This is a genomic window from Roseateles chitinivorans, assembly GCF_002761755.1.
Classification (GTDB): Bacteria; Pseudomonadota; Gammaproteobacteria; order Burkholderiales; family Burkholderiaceae_C; genus Roseateles; species Roseateles chitinivorans.
Genome location: NZ_PEOG01000034.1, coordinates 41,459 through 56,629 on the forward strand (window position 1 = coordinate 41,459; position 15,171 = coordinate 56,629).

15 protein-coding genes are annotated in these 15,171 nt (G+C 69.2%); 10 read left to right on the top strand and 5 right to left on the bottom strand.

What is annotated here, in order from left to right:
* The first annotated feature begins 94 nt into the window (after window positions 1-94).
* The 5 genes from ugpB (at window position 95) to ugpQ (ending at window position 5,218) form a co-directional block, all read left to right on the top strand.
* A complete protein-coding gene (ugpB, locus tag CS062_RS13855; RefSeq protein ID WP_099862207.1) occupies window positions 95-1,417 on the top strand; it encodes a sn-glycerol-3-phosphate ABC transporter substrate-binding protein UgpB in 1,323 nt (440 codons plus the stop codon).
* An 86-nt stretch (window positions 1,418-1,503) separates the two neighbouring features.
* Window positions 1,504-2,391: a sn-glycerol-3-phosphate ABC transporter permease UgpA gene (gene ugpA, locus CS062_RS13860; RefSeq protein WP_099862208.1), complete on the top strand. Its 888-nt coding sequence runs from the start codon at window positions 1,504-1,506 to the stop codon at window positions 2,389-2,391.
* 1 nt (window position 2,392) lies between these two features.
* Window positions 2,393-3,241: a sn-glycerol-3-phosphate ABC transporter permease UgpE gene (ugpE, locus tag CS062_RS13865; RefSeq protein ID WP_091726300.1), complete on the top strand. Its 849-nt coding sequence runs from the start codon at window positions 2,393-2,395 to the stop codon at window positions 3,239-3,241.
* Window positions 3,242-3,261: 20 nt separating this feature from the next.
* On the top strand, window positions 3,262-4,359 hold the full coding sequence (locus CS062_RS13870; RefSeq protein WP_099862209.1) for a sn-glycerol-3-phosphate import ATP-binding protein UgpC: 1,098 nt from the start codon (window positions 3,262-3,264) through the stop codon (window positions 4,357-4,359).
* Between the two features lie 82 nt (window positions 4,360-4,441).
* Window positions 4,442-5,218 carry a glycerophosphodiester phosphodiesterase gene (gene ugpQ / locus CS062_RS13875; RefSeq protein WP_233218055.1) on the top strand — a complete coding sequence of 259 codons (777 nt, stop codon included), beginning with the start codon at window positions 4,442-4,444 and terminating at the stop codon, window positions 5,216-5,218.
* A gap of 81 nt (window positions 5,219-5,299) precedes the next feature.
* On the opposite strand, the gene CS062_RS13880 is transcribed toward ugpQ, so the two are convergent.
* From CS062_RS13880 to CS062_RS13890, 3 genes are all read right to left on the bottom strand, one after another.
* On the bottom strand, window positions 5,300-5,914 hold the full coding sequence (locus tag CS062_RS13880) for a GNAT family N-acetyltransferase (protein WP_099862210.1): 615 nt from the start codon (window positions 5,912-5,914) through the stop codon (window positions 5,300-5,302).
* A gap of 10 nt (window positions 5,915-5,924) precedes the next feature.
* A complete protein-coding gene (locus tag CS062_RS13885) occupies window positions 5,925-7,319 on the bottom strand; it encodes an MFS transporter (RefSeq protein WP_099862211.1) in 1,395 nt (464 codons plus the stop codon).
* Between the two features lie 371 nt (window positions 7,320-7,690).
* Window positions 7,691-9,322 (bottom strand): gamma-glutamyltransferase family protein, encoded by a 1,632-nt coding sequence (locus CS062_RS13890; RefSeq protein WP_099862212.1) that lies wholly within the window; start codon window positions 9,320-9,322, stop codon window positions 7,691-7,693.
* Window positions 9,323-9,508: 186 nt separating this feature from the next.
* On the opposite strand from CS062_RS13890, the gene CS062_RS13895 reads away from it, so the two are divergent.
* Window positions 9,509-9,766 (top strand): hypothetical protein, encoded by a 258-nt coding sequence (locus tag CS062_RS13895; RefSeq protein ID WP_099862213.1) that lies wholly within the window; start codon window positions 9,509-9,511, stop codon window positions 9,764-9,766.
* Window positions 9,767-9,910: 144 nt separating this feature from the next.
* Here the strand turns inward: CS062_RS13895 and CS062_RS13900 are convergent, their stop codons facing one another.
* A complete protein-coding gene (locus CS062_RS13900) occupies window positions 9,911-10,150 on the bottom strand; it encodes a (2Fe-2S)-binding protein (RefSeq protein ID WP_091726330.1) in 240 nt (79 codons plus the stop codon).
* Between the two features lie 230 nt (window positions 10,151-10,380).
* Window positions 10,381-10,857, bottom strand: a complete 477-nt coding sequence (gene bfr / locus CS062_RS13905; RefSeq protein WP_067068504.1) for a bacterioferritin — start codon at window positions 10,855-10,857, stop codon at window positions 10,381-10,383.
* A 202-nt stretch (window positions 10,858-11,059) separates the two neighbouring features.
* Between bfr and hemP the strand changes: the two genes are divergently transcribed.
* The 4 genes from hemP to CS062_RS13925 all read left to right on the top strand — a co-directional run.
* A complete protein-coding gene (hemP, locus tag CS062_RS13910) occupies window positions 11,060-11,284 on the top strand; it encodes a hemin uptake protein HemP (RefSeq protein WP_091726334.1) in 225 nt (74 codons plus the stop codon).
* A gap of 155 nt (window positions 11,285-11,439) precedes the next feature.
* Window positions 11,440-13,653, top strand: coding sequence for a TonB-dependent hemoglobin/transferrin/lactoferrin family receptor (locus CS062_RS13915; RefSeq protein WP_099862214.1), 2,214 nt, complete (start codon window positions 11,440-11,442; stop codon window positions 13,651-13,653).
* 14 nt (window positions 13,654-13,667) lie between these two features.
* The gene (locus CS062_RS13920; RefSeq protein WP_099862215.1) at window positions 13,668-14,762 is read left to right on the top strand and encodes a hemin-degrading factor; all 1,095 of its coding nucleotides are present in this window, start codon (window positions 13,668-13,670) and stop codon (window positions 14,760-14,762) included.
* A partial coding sequence (locus CS062_RS13925; RefSeq protein WP_158238787.1) for an ABC transporter substrate-binding protein occupies window positions 14,756-15,171 on the top strand: 416 nt, incomplete at its 3' end. The genes CS062_RS13920 and CS062_RS13925, both read left to right, overlap by 7 nt.

Below are 15,171 nucleotides of genomic sequence, written 5' to 3' on the forward strand. Positions count from 1 at the left end.
TGCGCCGATAAGCTCGCCGGCCCCCGGTGGACCGTCCACCCGACGATGTCCGCCCCGGGACCGCAAAACCACCCTCCCCGAGCATCGGAGACCCATGAAGCCTCTCAAGACCTCCCTGCTGGCCGCGTCCGTCGCGGCCGTCGCGCTGATGACCCCGTTCGCCGCCTCGGCCCAGACCGAGATCCAGTGGTGGCACTCGATGGGCGGTGCCCTCGGCGACTGGGTCAACGACCTGGCCAAGGACTTCAACGCCAGCCAGAAGGACTACAAGATCGTCCCGACCTACAAGGGCAGCTACGACGAATCGATGGCCGGCGCCATCGCCGCCTTCCGTGCCGGCAACGCGCCGCACATCCTGCAGGTGTTCGAGGTCGGCACCGCCACGATGATGGCCAGCAAGGGCGCCATCGTGCCGGTGGGCCAGGTGATGCAGCAGGCCGGCGCCAAGTTCGACAACGCCGCCTATGTTCCTGCCGTCGCCGGCTACTACACCGCGCCCAACGGCCAGATGCTGAGCTTCCCCTTCAACAGCTCGACCACCGTCTTCCACTACAACAAGGACGCGTTCAAGGCCGCCGGCCTGGATCCCAACAAGCCGCCGAGCTCCTGGCCCGAGGTGGCCGCCGCGGCCGCCAAGCTCAAGGCGGCCGGCCACAAGTGCCCGTTCACCACCAGCTGGGTCAGCTGGACGCAGCTGGAGAGCTTCTCCGCCTGGCACAACGTCGAGTACGCGACGAAGAACAACGGCTTCGGCGGCCTGGACGCGCGGCTGGCGTTCAACTCGCCGCTGCATGTGCGTCACATCGAGAACCTGGCCAACATGGCCAAGCAGGGCCTGTTCGTCTACAAGGGCCGCGGCAACACGGCCGACGCGACCTTCTATTCGGGCGAATGCGCGATGATGACCGGCTCCTCCGGCCTGTACGCCAACATCAAGAAGAACGCCAAGTTCGCCTCCGGCATCGCGCCGCTGCCCTACTACCCCGACGTGCCCGGCGCGCCGCAGAACACGGTGATCGGCGGCGCCAGCCTGTGGGTGATGGCGGGCAAGAAGCCGGCCGAATACAAGGGCGTGGCCGCCTTCTTCCAGTACCTGTCCAAGGCCGAGGTCGCCTCCGAGAGCCACAAGCGCACCGGCTACCTGCCGGTGACCAAGGCGGCCTACGAGCTGACCGAGCAGAGCGGCTTCTACAAGCAGAACCCGGGCACCGACGTGGCCGTGCAGCAGATGATCCGCAAGACGACCGACAAGTCGCGCGGCGTGCGGCTGGGCAACTTCGCGCAGATCCGCACCATCATCGACGAGGAGATGGAGCAGGTCTGGGCCGGCAAGAAGCAGCCCAAGGAAGGCCTGGACGCCGCGGTCAAGCGTGGCAACGAGCTGCTCGAGCGCTTCCAGAAATCCGCCAAGCTCTGATCCCGCATTGAACCGGCCCGGGGCGGCGCGGGCCGCTCCGGCGGTTCTCCCGCCGCCCCCTCGATTCCTCTCGACGTCAATCCCGGATGTCCCAACAGAAACGCGTGGTGTTCCGATCGCGCTGGCTGCCCTGGCTGCTGCTGGCGCCACAGGCGCTGGTGATCGGCGTGTTCTTCTTCTGGCCCGCCAGCCAGGCGCTGCTGCAGAGCCTGCAGCAGCAGGATGCCTTCGGCCTGTCCACCGAATGGGTCGGCCTGGACAACTTCCGCCAGCTGTTCAACGACGACAGCTACCTCGCCTCGTTCAAGACGACGGCGATGTTCTCGCTGCTGGTGGCGGTGCTGGGGCTGGCGGTGTCGCTGCTGCTGGCCACGATGGCCAATCGCGTGGTGCGCGCCGCGCCGGTCTACAAGACGCTGCTGATCTGGCCCTACGCGGTCGCGCCGGCGATCGCCGGCGTGCTGTGGCTGTTCATGTTCGCGCCGTCCATCGGCGTCGTGGCCTATGGCCTGCAGCGCGTGGGCATCCAGTGGAATCACCTGCTCAATGCCGACCACGCGATGGCGCTGGTGGTGATGGCCGCGGTCTGGAAGCAGGTCTCGTACAACTTCCTGTTCTTCCTGGCGGGACTGCAGTCGATCCCCAAGTCGCTGATCGAGGCCGCCGCGATCGACGGCGCCGGCCCGTGGCGCCGCTTCTGGACGATCACCTTCCCGCTGCTGTCGCCGACCTCGTTCTTCCTGCTGGTGATCAACGTGGTCTACGCCTTCTTCGACACCTTCGGCATCATCGACGCCGCCACCCAGGGCGGCCCCGGCAAGGACACCGCGATCCTCGTCTACAAGGTCTACTACGACGGCTTCAAGGCGCTGGACCTGGGCGGCTCGGCCGCGCAGAGCGTGGTGCTGATGGCGATCGTGGTCGCGCTGACCGTCATCCAGTTCCGTTTCGTCGAGAAGAAGGTGCAGTACTGACATGGTCGAGCGCCGCCCCGCCCTCACGCTGCTGTCCCACCTGATCCTGGTGCTCGGCGTATTGATCGTCGCCTTCCCGCTGTACATCGCCTTCGTCGCCTCGACGCAGACGGCCGCGGAGATCGTCCAGTCGCCGATGTCGCTCACCCCCGGAGCGCACCTGGTCGACAACTACTCGGCCGCGCTGTTCGGCAGCAGCGGCGCCGGCTCCAAGGCGCCGGTCGGACAGATGATGTGGATCAGCTTCGTCTCCGCGATGGTCATCGCGGTGGGCAAGATCGCGATCTCGCTGCTGTCCGCCTTCGCGATCGTCTACTTCCGCTTCCCCGCGCGCAATTTCTTCTTCTGGGCCATCTTCGTCACCCTGATGCTGCCGGTGGAGGTCCGCATCGGGCCGACCTACCAGGTCGTCTCCGACCTGAAGATGCTCAACACCTATGCCGGCCTGACGGTGCCGCTGATCGCCTCCGCGACGGCGACCTTCCTGTTCCGGCAGTTCTTCCTGACCGTGCCCGACGAACTGGTCGAGGCCTCCCGCATCGACGGCGCCGGGCCGATGAAGTTCTTCCGTGACGTGCTGCTGCCGCTGTCGCGCACCAGCATCGCGGCGCTCTTCGTCATCCAGTTCATCTACGGCTGGAACCAGTACCTGTGGCCGCTGCTGGTGACGACCGACGAGCAGATGTACCCGGTGGTCATCGGCATCAAGCGGATGATCAGCGGCGGCGACGCCGCCAACGACTGGAACGTGATCATGGCCACCGCGATGCTGGCGATGATCCCGCCGGCGCTGGTGGTGGTGCTGATGCAGCGATGGTTCGTCAAGGGCCTCGTGGACGCCGAGAAGTAAAGACACAAGAAGAGACTCCGATGGCAAGCATTTCCCTGCGCAACGTCGTCAAGCAATACGGCTCCGGCGCCAAGGCCAACCCGGTCATCCACGGCGTCAACGCCGAGATCGCGGATGGCGAGTTCGTCGTCATCGTCGGCCCCTCGGGCTGCGGCAAGTCCACGTTGCTGCGCATGGTCGCCGGGCTGGAGGAGATCAGCGGCGGCGAGATCGCCATCGGCGATCGCGTCGTCAACGAGATCGAGCCGGCCGAGCGCGACATCGCAATGGTGTTCCAGAACTACGCGCTGTATCCGCACATGAGCGTGTTCGAGAACATGGCCTACGGCCTGAAGATCCGCAAGCTGCCGCCCGAGCAGATCCGCGCCCGCGTGGACAAGGCGGCCGGCATCCTGGAGCTGTCGCACCTGCTGCAGCGCCGGCCGCGCGAGCTGTCCGGCGGCCAGCGCCAGCGGGTGGCGATGGGCCGGGCGATCGTGCGCGATCCGCAGGTCTTCCTCTTCGACGAGCCGCTGTCCAACCTCGACGCCAAGCTGCGGGTGCAGACCCGGCTGGAGATCCAGAAGCTGCATCGCGAGCTCGGCGTCACCTCGCTCTTCGTCACCCACGACCAGGTCGAGGCGATGACGCTGGCGCAGCGCATCGTCGTGATGAACGGGGGGCGCATGGAGCAGTTCGGCACGCCGGAAGAGGTCTACGGCCGCCCGGCGACGACCTTCGTCGCGAGCTTCATCGGCTCGCCGGCGATGAACCTGCTCAAGGGGCGGGTGGAAACGCAGGGCGGTACGCAGCGCTTCCTCGTCGGCGGCACCTCGCTGCACCTGCCGCTGCCCGCGCCGCGCGACGGCGATCTGATCCTGGGCCTGCGTCCCGAGCATGCGCTGCCGCACGATGGGCAAGCCGTCGCCGCCGACGCGACGGCCTGGCCGCTGAAGGTGGAGATGGTCGAGATGCTGGGTGCGGAGCGCCTGGTTTATGGCCGGCTCGGCGAGGCGGCCTTCACGCTGCGCATCGACGGCACCGACACGCCGCCGCGCCCCGGCGACGAGGTGCTGTTGCAGGCGCCCGGCGAGCGGCTGCACTGGTTCGACCCGGCGACCGGACAGCGCGTCGACTGACGCGCGGCCGGACGCCACCGGCGTGCGGCCCATCTCGACCGGCCACAGACGAGCGATCGCGACAGCGAACAGGGAGAACGACATGACGGTCTCGATGCATTCCCTCGATGAACCCAGCTGGCCGTGGTCAGTGCCGTTCTGGGTGGCCCATCGGGGGGCCGGCAAGCTCGCACCCGAGAACACGCTGGCCGCGTTCCGGGAAGGCGCGCGGCATGGCTATCGCGCCTTCGAGTGCGACGTGAAGCTGAGCGCCGATGACGTGCCCTTCCTTCTGCACGACGCGACCCTGGACCGCACGACGACCGCGCGCGGCCGCGCCGCCGACCGGAGCTGGAGCGAGCTGTCGCGACTGGACGCCGGACGCTGGCACAGCCGCGCCTTCGCCGGCGAGCCGCCCGCAAGCCTGGAGAGCATCGCGGCCTTCGTGCGTCGCAACCAGCATGTGCTGAACATCGAGCTCAAGCCCACGCCGGGCGACGAGTTCCGCACCGGCGAGATCGTCGGCCGGGAGGTGCTGCGGCTGTGGGAGGAGACGGCACCGCTGTCGGTGCTGTTCAGCAGCTTCCAGCCAGAGGCGCTGCGCGGCGCCCGCGAATCGGCGCCGCAGGTGCCACGCGGGCTCCTGCTCGACAAGCTCGAGGGCGACGGCTGGCTGCAACTGGCCCAATCGCTGGGCTGCCGGGCGGTCATCACGCATTACGCGCTGATGGACCAGGCGCTGGTCGCGCGGTTGCGCGAGGCGGAAATGAAGGCGCTGGTCTACACCGTCAACGACGCCGCGGCCGCGCAATGGCTGATCGCCAATGGCGTGGACGGCATCATCACCGACGCGGTCGACCGCTTCAGCCCGACCGCCTGACCGCCCTCGTCGCCGCCGATGCGGCCAATGCAGCGATGCGGCCAATGCAGCCAATGCGGCCGGTGAAGGCCGCCAGTGCCGTCAACGCGCCGGCTCCCGCAGCTCGGTGAGCGCCGTCATGCCGTAGACGCAGCTGTCGCACGCCTCGCCCGCGACATCGAGCGCGTCGCGTCGCAGCACGCCTTCCAGCGTGAAGCCGCAGCGCTCGGCCACCGCGCGGCTCGCCGCGTTGCGGCTGTCGGTGCGGATCTCCAGGCGGCGCGCCCGCAATTGCTCGAAGCCCAGGCGCACCAGCGCGGCGACGACTTCGACGACCAGACCCCGGCCGGTGTGCGACGGCACGATCCAGTAGCCCAGCTCGAAGCGGCGCACCTGCCAGTCGGGCGAGTGCAGCCCCGCCCCGCCGATCAGACGCCCGGGCCGCCCCTCCGCGCCGCGCTCGTGCAGGTAGTAGCCGAGGTGCTCGCGCTGCAGGAACTGCGCCTGCATGCGCCGCACGACGCCCTCGGATTGCTCGACGGTGGGCGTCTCGTGCGCCCAGGGCATCCAGGGCTTGAGATGCTCCTGGCCCTCGAGCACCGCACGGTTCAGCGCGGGACCGAGGCCGGCGCGCGGCGACAGCAGCACGAGCCGGGCGGTGTCGAGCCGCTCGGGCACCTCGACCAGGAGCGGATCCGGGGCGGTTTGAATGCGCATGGGTCGGACCTCAGTTGCCGTTGGCGGGTTGCAGCTGCGCGCCGGCCGAGGACGCGGGGGGCGGCACCCCCGGCATCGCCTCGGCGCCCAGCGCAGGCTCCTCGCCCTCGACCTTGGGCAGCGCCTTCACCGCGCGGATCGCCTGGACCTGCCAGGCCAGCACCGCCAGCAGCAAGGCGCCGAGCCCGGCGAAGGCCAGCGCGGCACGCAGGCTGACATGCTCGCCGAGCCAGCCGCCGATCAGCGCGCCGGGGCCGGCGGGGATCAGGATCAGCCAGCGCATGGTGCTGGTCATCCGGCCGAGCAGCGGGGCCGGCGTCACCGCCTGTCGCAGCGACAGGAAGTTGATGAAGATGAGCACCGCGCCGACACCGAACATGAACAGGGTGAAGGCGAAGGCCGCGACGCCGACCGCATTGGCCGGCGCGACGCACAGCGCCGCCCAGCCGATGCCGCACATCGCGAAGCCGCCGATCAGGCTGGGGCCGGGGCCGAAGCGCGCGCTGATGCGGTGGCCCAGCGCGCTCGCCAGCACCGTACCCGCGCCCAGCGCGATGTAGGACAGGCCCACGCTCTGCGCGGACAGTCCCAGCACCCGCGTCGCGAAGAGGATCTGCACCACCTGCGCCGCCTGGTTGAACATCTGCCAGCCGCCGACCGCGCAGGCCAGCGCGACCAGCATGCGCTTGCCGTGCACGAAGGCGATGCCGGCCTTCAGGTCGCGCCAGAAGTGGGCGCCGTCCCCGCGATGCAGGGTCTCGGTGACCTTCACGCCGCGCAGGATGGCCGCGGACACCACCAGCAGCAGCGCGTCCACCGCCAGCGCCAGCGGCGCGCCGACGATCTTGATCAGCGCACCGGCCACGCCCGGGCCAGCCACCTCGGCGCCCGAGGACGCGAGTGCGTTCTTCGCGTGGGCCTCGACGAGGCGGTCGCGACTCACCACCTGCGTCAGCACGATCTGCGAGGCGCTGCCCGCGATCGTGTAGACGGTGCCGAGCAGGAAGCCGACGAAGTACAGCCAGGGCATGCCGAGCCAGCCCATCCAGTGGGCCACCGGTACGCTGCCCACGGCGACCGCCAGCGTCAGCTCGCCCACGATGTAGACCGGCAGCTTGCGCACCCGGTCCAGCCAGACGCCGGCGGGCAGCGAGAACAGCGCGAAAGGCACCAGCTCCATCGCGGTGAGCACGCCCATCTGGGTGGGCGAGGCATGCAGCAGCACCGCCGCGGTCAGCGGCAGCGCGAGCAGGGTGATCTGCCCGCCCAGCGAGCTGATCAGGATCGACGTCCACAGACGCCGGTAGACGAGGTTGCGCAGCAGATCGCCGGCGGGCAGCCGCAGGAGATCGAGGAAGCGGTCGAGCAGACGGTCGACCCACGTGGATGCCTTGATCGGCAGCATGTTGACACTCCGGATGCGATCCACGCGGGGCGTCGTGCGCCGGACGCGGATCGGGCGAGCGGCACGCGGTGAGCGTCGCCGTCGCGAAAAGCCAGGGACCTGGGGACCGGCCGTCGAGGGCCGGCGGGCGTCGTGCGGACGCCTACGGTCGTCGCGCCCAGCCGGACGGCCCAAGCGCGCGCACCGACGCCAGGGCGTCGTGTTTGGTGCGGTCCAGCAGCTTGGTCATGGGGTCCGGCTCCGATCGGGGATCGTGGCGTGAGAGCTTCCGGGGAGGAAGAAGGCGCCGATGCTATCAGCGCCCTTCCGACAGCGACAAGTGAGGAAAGACAGGGGGCCTGCGCGCCGCGGGCCGCCCCGGCCGTCGACGTTCACCAGCCCGCGGCGGCGCCGTCTCGACGGGGGTCGCTCGCGGCGACATAGCCTTCCACCGCCGGGTCGCCCAGGCGCCAGATGAATTGCCCGGCGCCGAAGTCCTGGTAGCTGTCGTGGATGTCGCCGATCTGATGACCCAGCGCGCGCAGGCCGTCGATGGTCTCCGGCTTCATCGAGGGCTCGACATTGATCGACAGCCCCTCGTTGAAGCGCCAGCGCGGCGCGTCGCAGGCGGCCTGGGGATGCTGGCGGTAGTCGAGCATCCGCACCAGCGTCTGCATGTGGCCCTGCGGCTGCATGTTGCCGCCCATCACGCCGTAGCTCATCTGCGGCTGGCCGTCCTTCATCAGGAAGGCCGGGATGATCGTGTGGAACGGCCGCTTGCCCGGCGCGACGACGTTGACATGCCCGGTTTCGCGGGTGAAGCCATGGCCGCGGTTCTGGAGCGACAGCCCGTAGCCCGGCACCACCACGCCCGAGCCGAAGCCCATGTAGTTGCTCTGGATGAAGCTGACCATCATGCCGCTCTCGTCCGCGGCGGTCAGGTAGATGGTGCCGCCCTTGACCGGGTTGCCGGCCTGGAAGTCCTGCGCGCGCTTCATGTCGATGAGCTTCGCGCGGCGGGCGAGGTAGTCCGGATCGAGCAGCTCCGCGACCTGGACCTTCATCGTGCGGGGATCGCTGACATGGCGGTAGACGTCGGCGAAGGCCAGCTTCATCGCCTCGATCTGCAGATGCTGCGACGCGGTCGAGTCCGCCGGCAGCGCGCCGACGTCGAAGTGCTTCAGGATGCCCAGCGCGATCAGCGCCGCGATGCCCTGCCCATTGGGCGGGATCTCATGCAAGGTGTGGCCGGCGTAGTCCATCGAGATCGTATCGACCCACTGCGGCGCATAGGCGGCGAAATCCGCGGCGGTGATCGCGCCGCCGGTCTCGCGCGCGAAGGCGGCGGTGGCCTCGGCGATCTCGCCGCGGTAGAAGGCCTCGCCCTTCGTCGCGGCGATCAGGCGCAGCGTCCGCGCCGCGCCCGGGAAGCGGAACAGCTCGCCCACCTCGGGCGCTCGCCCGCGCGGCAGGAAGGCCTCGGCGAAGCCGGGCTGCGCGACCAGATCGGCCACTTCGGACGCCATGCGCCACTTGCCCTGCACGATCACCGGCACGGCATAGCCGCGCTCGGCGATCTCGATGGCCGGCGCCATCAGGTCGGCGAAAGGCAACTTGCCGTAGCGCTCGCTCAGCGCCACCCAACCGGCGACCGCGCCCGGCACGGTCACCGCGTCCCAACCGCGACGCGGCATCGCGGTGCCGGCGCCATGCTTGCGGTCGAAGTAGTCGGGCGTCCAAGCCTGCGGCGCGATGCCGGAGGCGTTCAGCCCTTGCAGCGATTGGCCGTCCCACACGATGGCGAAGGCGTCGGAGCCCAGGCCGTTGCTGCAGGGCTCGACGAGCGTCATGCAGGCGGCCGTGGCGATCGCCGCGTCGACCGCGTTGCCGCCCTGACCCAGGATGCGCAGTCCCGCCTGCGCGGCCAGCGGGTGTGAGGTCGACACGACGTTGCGCGCGAAGACCGGGCTGCGCTGGCTGGGGTAGCCGCGGGTCCAGTCGAAGGCATGGGATGGGGCGGTCATGGACGGTCTCCTGTAGGTGCGGGGCATCTTGCCCGATGCCCATCGCTGCCGACATCGCACAAGACCCGACGCGTGAAGGACCCGTGCGGATTGCGTAACCCATTGCAAAGCTGCGAACCGGTGTCAACACACGATCACGCGGCGTCGTTGTTCGCTCACCTTGTTCAACCCGCTGGAGTAAACCAGATGCAAGCCTTCAAGACCGTCAAGACCCTGGCCCTGATTCCCGCCCTGCTGATCGCCGGCGCCGCGATGGCCCAAGGCACCGCCACGCCGGCTGCGCCCGCCACGCAAGCCGCCCCGGCCGCGACGGCCGCCCCGGCCTCCGATGCCAAGGCCGAGCACAAGACCGCCAAGCACCACAAGGCCTCCGGCGACAAGGCGATGCACAAGACCCACAAGAAGGCCGAGAAGCCTGCCGAAGGCGCTTCCGCCGCCAAGTAAGCGGCGATGACGCGAGGACGTCGCTGACGGCGTCCTCGACGATCCCAAAAAAGAAACCGCAGCACCGGGCGACCGGTCTGCGGTTTTGCTTTGTCCGGCGCCAACGCGTCCGGCAGCGGCCGAGCGCCGCGTGGCGATGCCGGATCAGGCCGCGGCCATCTGGGCGATCGGGATGACGCGCGCGCTGCTCGCGCAGGTCACGCCGTGGGCGGCGGCGCAGGCGCGCCGGGCTTCGTCGAAGATCTCGCGGGCGCAGTCATGGCAGCTGCCGCAGGCCGACGCCACCTGGGTCTCGTCCTGGAGCACCTCGAAGTTGTGCACGCCATCGGCCACGGTGCGGCGGATGTCGCGGTCGGAAACTCGGTGGCAGAGGCAGACGATCATGGCGGCAGGACAGGAATGAACCTGGGATGGACGCGATACTAACGCAAACGCGAATTCCTCTCAATTAGGTTGCAGAGCCCCTTTGCGCCGTCCGGCCAATGTCGGCGAACCGCGACACGGCCTCCCCGCCGAGCCACCCTGCACGGCGGCGCGGACGCAAAAAAGCCCCGGCAAGCGGGGCTTTGGGGTCCTGGCGACGGCTGGGGCCCCAGGATGGACGTGGCTGGCGTTCAGCTGGCGTCGCCCATCTGGCTTTGCAGCCAGTTCTGTTCGCCGACCTGGGCGATGAGCTCGATCTGGGTTTCCAGATGATCGATGTGCTCCTCGGTGTCGGACAGGATCTCTTCCAGGACCTCGCGCGACACGTAGTCGCGGACCGATTCGCAGTAGGCGATGGCCTCCTTCAGCAGGGGATGGCTGCCCATCTCGATCTTCAGGTCGCAGTGCTGGACCTCGACGGCGTTCTCGCCGATGTACAGCTTGCCCAGGTCCTGCAGGTTCGGCAGGCCTTCCAGCATCAGGATGCGATCCATCAGCTTGTCGGCATGCTTCATCTCTTCGATGGACTCGGCGTACTCGTGCTTGGCCAGCTTCTCGAAGCCCCAGCTCTTGAGCATCCGGTAATGCAGGAAGTACTGGTTGATCGCGGTGAGCTCGTTCTTCAGCTGCGCGTTCAGGTACTCGATGACCTTGGCATCGCCCTTCATGTTCTTCTCCTGGAAATCGTACGGAATGGCGCGCATTGTCCTCATCCCTACGACGAATGGGGACAAGACCCGCCCCAGCCGCTCTGCATGCGAAGTATTCGCAGCCCGCGCTCTCCTCTCGCCGGCTCGGATCCATCAAGAAAAAAGCGATCGCCGCGATTCTCGGTTGCTATTGCGAATCGTTCTCATTAAGATGCGTCGCATGAATGCCCATCACCACTCCCACATCGAAGCCCTGCAAGCCGTTGCGCTGGATGGCGCCCGGGTCGCCGCAGGTTCGCCGCGTGAAGCGGCTCCGCTGGTCCAGCGCCGGCGCATCAGCAGCCAGGCACTGATGGGCAATGACCGCGAGGTCGAGATCGAGCATGCCGGCCAGCTCTACCGACTGCGCGTGACCTCGCTGGGCAAGCTGATCCTCACCAAGTGAGCTGGTGACCCGCCGAGCGGCGGCCGGCCGAGGACCGCCCGCCCGCTCGCCTCCCCGTTCCCTGACCCGAACCCGGCCGTCCGAGAGGACCGCCCGCACCAGCCCGCGCCGCGCCAGCCCGTGCGAGATCCAAGAACTACAAGGATTTCGACACCATGCAACTGCGCCCGACGCCCGTCGCGCTGGCCCTGTCGTTGGCATTCCCGCTGGCTTTCGCCCAGACGCCGGCTGCCACGAACCTGCCGACCGCCGAGGCCCCCCAGCCGCTTGGCGAGCTGACCGTCTCCGCGACCCGCACCGAACGCTCGATCGACGCGGTGCCCAACACGGTCACCGTCAAGAACCGCAAGCAGCTCGAGCGCCGCGATGCACGCGACCTCAAGGACCTGCTGTCCGAGGAAGTCGATCTCGATGTCAAGGCGACGGCGCCGCGCTTCACCGCCGCCGGCGCCTCCACCGGCCGGCCGGGCAACGAGGGCATCAACATCCGCGGCCTGGAGGGCAACCGGGTGCTGATGATGGTCGACGGCATCCGACTGCCGCAGAGCTACGCGTTCGGCGCGTTCGCGAGCGGCCGGGCCGACTTCGTCGACCTGAACAGCCTGTCGAGCGTCGAGGTGCTGCGCGGCCCGACCTCGACCTCCTACGGCAGCGACGGCCTGGCCGGCGCGCTGAGCCTGCGCACCCTCTCGCCGGAGGACCTGCTGGTGGACGGCAAAACCTTCGCCGGTTTCGCGCGCCTCGGCGCGGCGAGCGTGGACAACTCGCGGCAGGCGAGCGCCGCGGTCGCCTTCGGCGCGGGCGACTGGAGCAGTCTGCTGCAGGCCACCGTGCGCCGCGGGCATGAGACGAAGAACGAGGGCGAGAACGACGCGCGCAACACCAACCGGACCAAAGCCAATCCCGCCGACATCGACAGCCGGAGCGTGATGGCCAAGCTCGGTTATCGCATCAATGCGAACCATCGGCTGAGCGGCACCCTGGAGCATCGTGAGCGCAAGGTCGACACCGACGTGCTCAGCGCCATCACCGCGCCGCCGGCCAGTGGGACGTTACCGACCACGGCGGTGCTGGGCCTCGCTGCGCGGGACAAGTCGGAGCGCACGCGCGCCTCGATCGAGCACCGCTACGAGGACCTCAACGCGACCTGGCTGCAGCAGGCGACCACGCATCTGTATGTGCAGGACAGCGAGACCCGGCAGTTCTCCTTCGAGGACCGCAACGGCGCGGCGGACCGCATCCGCCTGGGCACCTACAAGGAGCGCCTGCTGGGCTTGAGCTCGCAGGCGCAGACGCAGCTCGCCAGTCAGCGGCTGAGCTACGGCGTCGACGTGAGCCGCAACACGATCGAGGGCGTCCGCGACGGCACCGTCCCGCCGGCGGGCGAGAGCTTCCCCAGCAAGCCCTTCCCCGACACGACCTACACGCTGGCCGGCGCCTTCGTGCAGGACGAGATCGAGGCGGGCGACTTCAGCATCATTCCGGCGCTGCGCTTCGAGCATTACCAGCTCAAGCCGAAGTCGTCCGGCTACAGCGGCAACGCGGTCCCGCTCAGCGACCACGCGGTGACGCCGCGCGTCGGCGTGATCTGGCGCGCGCAGCCGTCGCTGCAGCCGTATGTGCAATGGGCGCAGGGCTTCCGCGCACCGGCACCCGACCAGGTCAACAGCGGATTCGAGAACCCGCTGCAGGGCTACCGGTCCATCGCCAATCCGGACTTGAAGGCGGAACATTCGACCAGTTGGGAACTCGGCCTGCGCGGACGCTTCGAGCAGGTCCTGCGCTGGCAGCTGAGCGCCTATGACAACCGGTATCGCGACTTCATCTCGCAGGAGCAGGTCAGCGGCTCGCTGACGCAGGCGGATCCGGCGATCTTCCAGTACGTCAACCTCGCCCAGGCCCGCATCAAGGGCGTGGAAGCGCGCGCGGTCTGGGAGTTGCGCCCGGGGCTGAGCCTCAACGCCGCCGTGGCGAAGTCGCGCGGCCACAGCCGTTTCAATGGCGAGAAGCGTCCGCTGAACAGCGTCCAGCCGCTGCGCGGCCAGCTTGGCGTGCGCTACGAATCCGGCCCCTGGACGGCCAACGCCAGCTGGGTCCACAGCTCGGGCAAGAAGCCGTCCGACATCTACGTCGCGCCGCGCACGACCCAGTACGCGCCGTCCAAGTACGACGTCGTCGACGCGGGCGGCAGCTATCGGCTCTCGCCGACATGGACGCTGGCCGCCTATGTGACCAACGTCTTCGACAAGAAGTACTGGCGCTGGAGCGATGTCCAGGGCGCCGCCGCCAACGCGGCCGGCCTGGCTGTCGTCGATGCCTTCACCGCCCCCGGACGCGCCGTGCAGGTGTCGCTGCGCGCCGATTTCTGATCAGGAGTCCTTCCATGCATGCCAGCTTCACCGCCCTGCGCCAGGCCTTCGCCACGGCGCGCCACGAGCGCAAGGCCCGCCACCGTGACATCGCCAGCGCGCTCAGCATTTCGGAAGCCGAGCTGCTCGCGGCCCACGCCGGCGCGTTCGCCGACGACGAGTCGCCGCTGCGCGCCCGCCGGCTGCGCGCCGACTGGCAGGACCTCGTCGCGGCGCTCGAGCCGCTGGGGCCGGTCATGGCGCTCACCCGCAACGAGTCCTGCGTGCACGAGAAGGTCGGCGTCTATCGCGAGGTCAGCGCGCAGGGACCGCAGCGCCTGGTCGGCCTGGTGCTCGGCGGCGCGATCGACCTGCGCATCTTCTACAGCCACTGGCGCCACGGCTTCGCGGTCGCCGAGCGCCTGTCCGACGGCGCGGTGCAGCGCAGCCTGCAGTTCTTCGACGCGGCGGGGCAGGCCATCCACAAGGTCTTCATGAAGCCGGAGAGCGACCTGGTCGCCTACGAGGCGCTGGTGGCGCGCTTCCTGGCCGAGGACCAGCGGCCCGGCTTCGAGCCGGGCGAGGCCTGGCGGGAACCGGCGGAGACGCCCGACGAGCGCATCGACGTCGCCGCCTTCCGCGCGGAATGGGCCTCGCTGCGCGACACGCACGACTTCTTCGGGCTGCTCAGGCGCCACGGCTTGAGCCGCACCCAGGCGCTGCGTCTGGCGGAGCCGCGCTTCGCGCAGCCGGTGGCGCTGTCCAGCGCGCAGGAGCTGCTGAGCCGCGCCGCGCAGGAAGGCGTGTCGCTCATGGTCTTCGTCGGCAACCCCGGGATGATCCAGATCCACAGCGGCCCGGTGAACAAGGTCGCGATGATGGGACCGTGGATCAACGTGCTGGATCCGGGCTTCAACCTGCACCTGCGCGAGGACCACATCGCCGCGGCCTGGCTGGTGCGCAAGCCCACGGTGGATGGCCTGGTGTGCTCGCTGGAGTTGTTCGACGCGCAGGGCCGGACCATCGCGATGCTGTTCGGCGAGCGCAAGCCGGGACAGGCCGAGCGTTGCGACTGGCGCAAGCTGCTGGAGAGCCTGGTCGAAGCCGCGCCGGAGGCGGTGCCATGCTGAGCCGCCGCCATGTCCTCGCCCTGGCGCCGGCCGCGGCGCTGCTGACGATCGGCGGTCCTGCCGGCGCCGCGTCGCGGCGCGTCATCAGCGTGGGCGGCGCGTTGACCGAGCTGATCTATGCGCTGGGCGCGCAGGCCGAGCTCGTCGGTGTCGACAGCACCTCGCTCCATCCCGCGCCGGCGACGAAGCTGCCCAACGTCGGCTATGCGCGCACGCTCGCGGCCGAAGGCCTGCTGTCGCTGGCGCCGACGATGATCGTCGCGACCGAGGAGGCCGGCCCGCCCGCGGTCCTGCGCCAGCTGGAGGCCGCTCAGGTGCCGCTGCACGTGCTGCGCGCGGAGCACCGCTTCGACGGCGTGCTCGAACGCACCAGGCGCCTGGGCGACCTGCTGGGCCGCCCGCAGCAGGC

Coding starts and splice junctions, on each gene's coding strand:
- ugpB (WP_099862207.1), top strand. CDS start 95: ATGAAGCCTCTCAAGACCTCCCTGCTGGCCGCGTCCGTCGCGGCCGTC.
- ugpA (WP_099862208.1), top strand. CDS start 1,504: ATGTCCCAACAGAAACGCGTGGTGTTCCGATCGCGCTGGCTGCCCTGG.
- ugpE (WP_091726300.1), top strand. CDS start 2,393: ATGGTCGAGCGCCGCCCCGCCCTCACGCTGCTGTCCCACCTGATCCTG.
- CS062_RS13870 (WP_099862209.1), top strand. CDS start 3,262: ATGGCAAGCATTTCCCTGCGCAACGTCGTCAAGCAATACGGCTCCGGC.
- ugpQ (WP_233218055.1), top strand. CDS start 4,442: ATGACGGTCTCGATGCATTCCCTCGATGAACCCAGCTGGCCGTGGTCA.
- CS062_RS13880 (WP_099862210.1), bottom strand. CDS start 5,914: ATGCGCATTCAAACCGCCCCGGATCCGCTCCTGGTCGAGGTGCCCGAG.
- CS062_RS13885 (WP_099862211.1), bottom strand. CDS start 7,319: ATGCTGCCGATCAAGGCATCCACGTGGGTCGACCGTCTGCTCGACCGC.
- CS062_RS13890 (WP_099862212.1), bottom strand. CDS start 9,322: ATGACCGCCCCATCCCATGCCTTCGACTGGACCCGCGGCTACCCCAGC.
- CS062_RS13895 (WP_099862213.1), top strand. CDS start 9,509: ATGCAAGCCTTCAAGACCGTCAAGACCCTGGCCCTGATTCCCGCCCTG.
- CS062_RS13900 (WP_091726330.1), bottom strand. CDS start 10,150: ATGATCGTCTGCCTCTGCCACCGAGTTTCCGACCGCGACATCCGCCGC.
- bfr (WP_067068504.1), bottom strand. CDS start 10,857: ATGAAGGGCGATGCCAAGGTCATCGAGTACCTGAACGCGCAGCTGAAG.
- hemP (WP_091726334.1), top strand. CDS start 11,060: ATGAATGCCCATCACCACTCCCACATCGAAGCCCTGCAAGCCGTTGCG.
- CS062_RS13915 (WP_099862214.1), top strand. CDS start 11,440: ATGCAACTGCGCCCGACGCCCGTCGCGCTGGCCCTGTCGTTGGCATTC.
- CS062_RS13920 (WP_099862215.1), top strand. CDS start 13,668: ATGCATGCCAGCTTCACCGCCCTGCGCCAGGCCTTCGCCACGGCGCGC.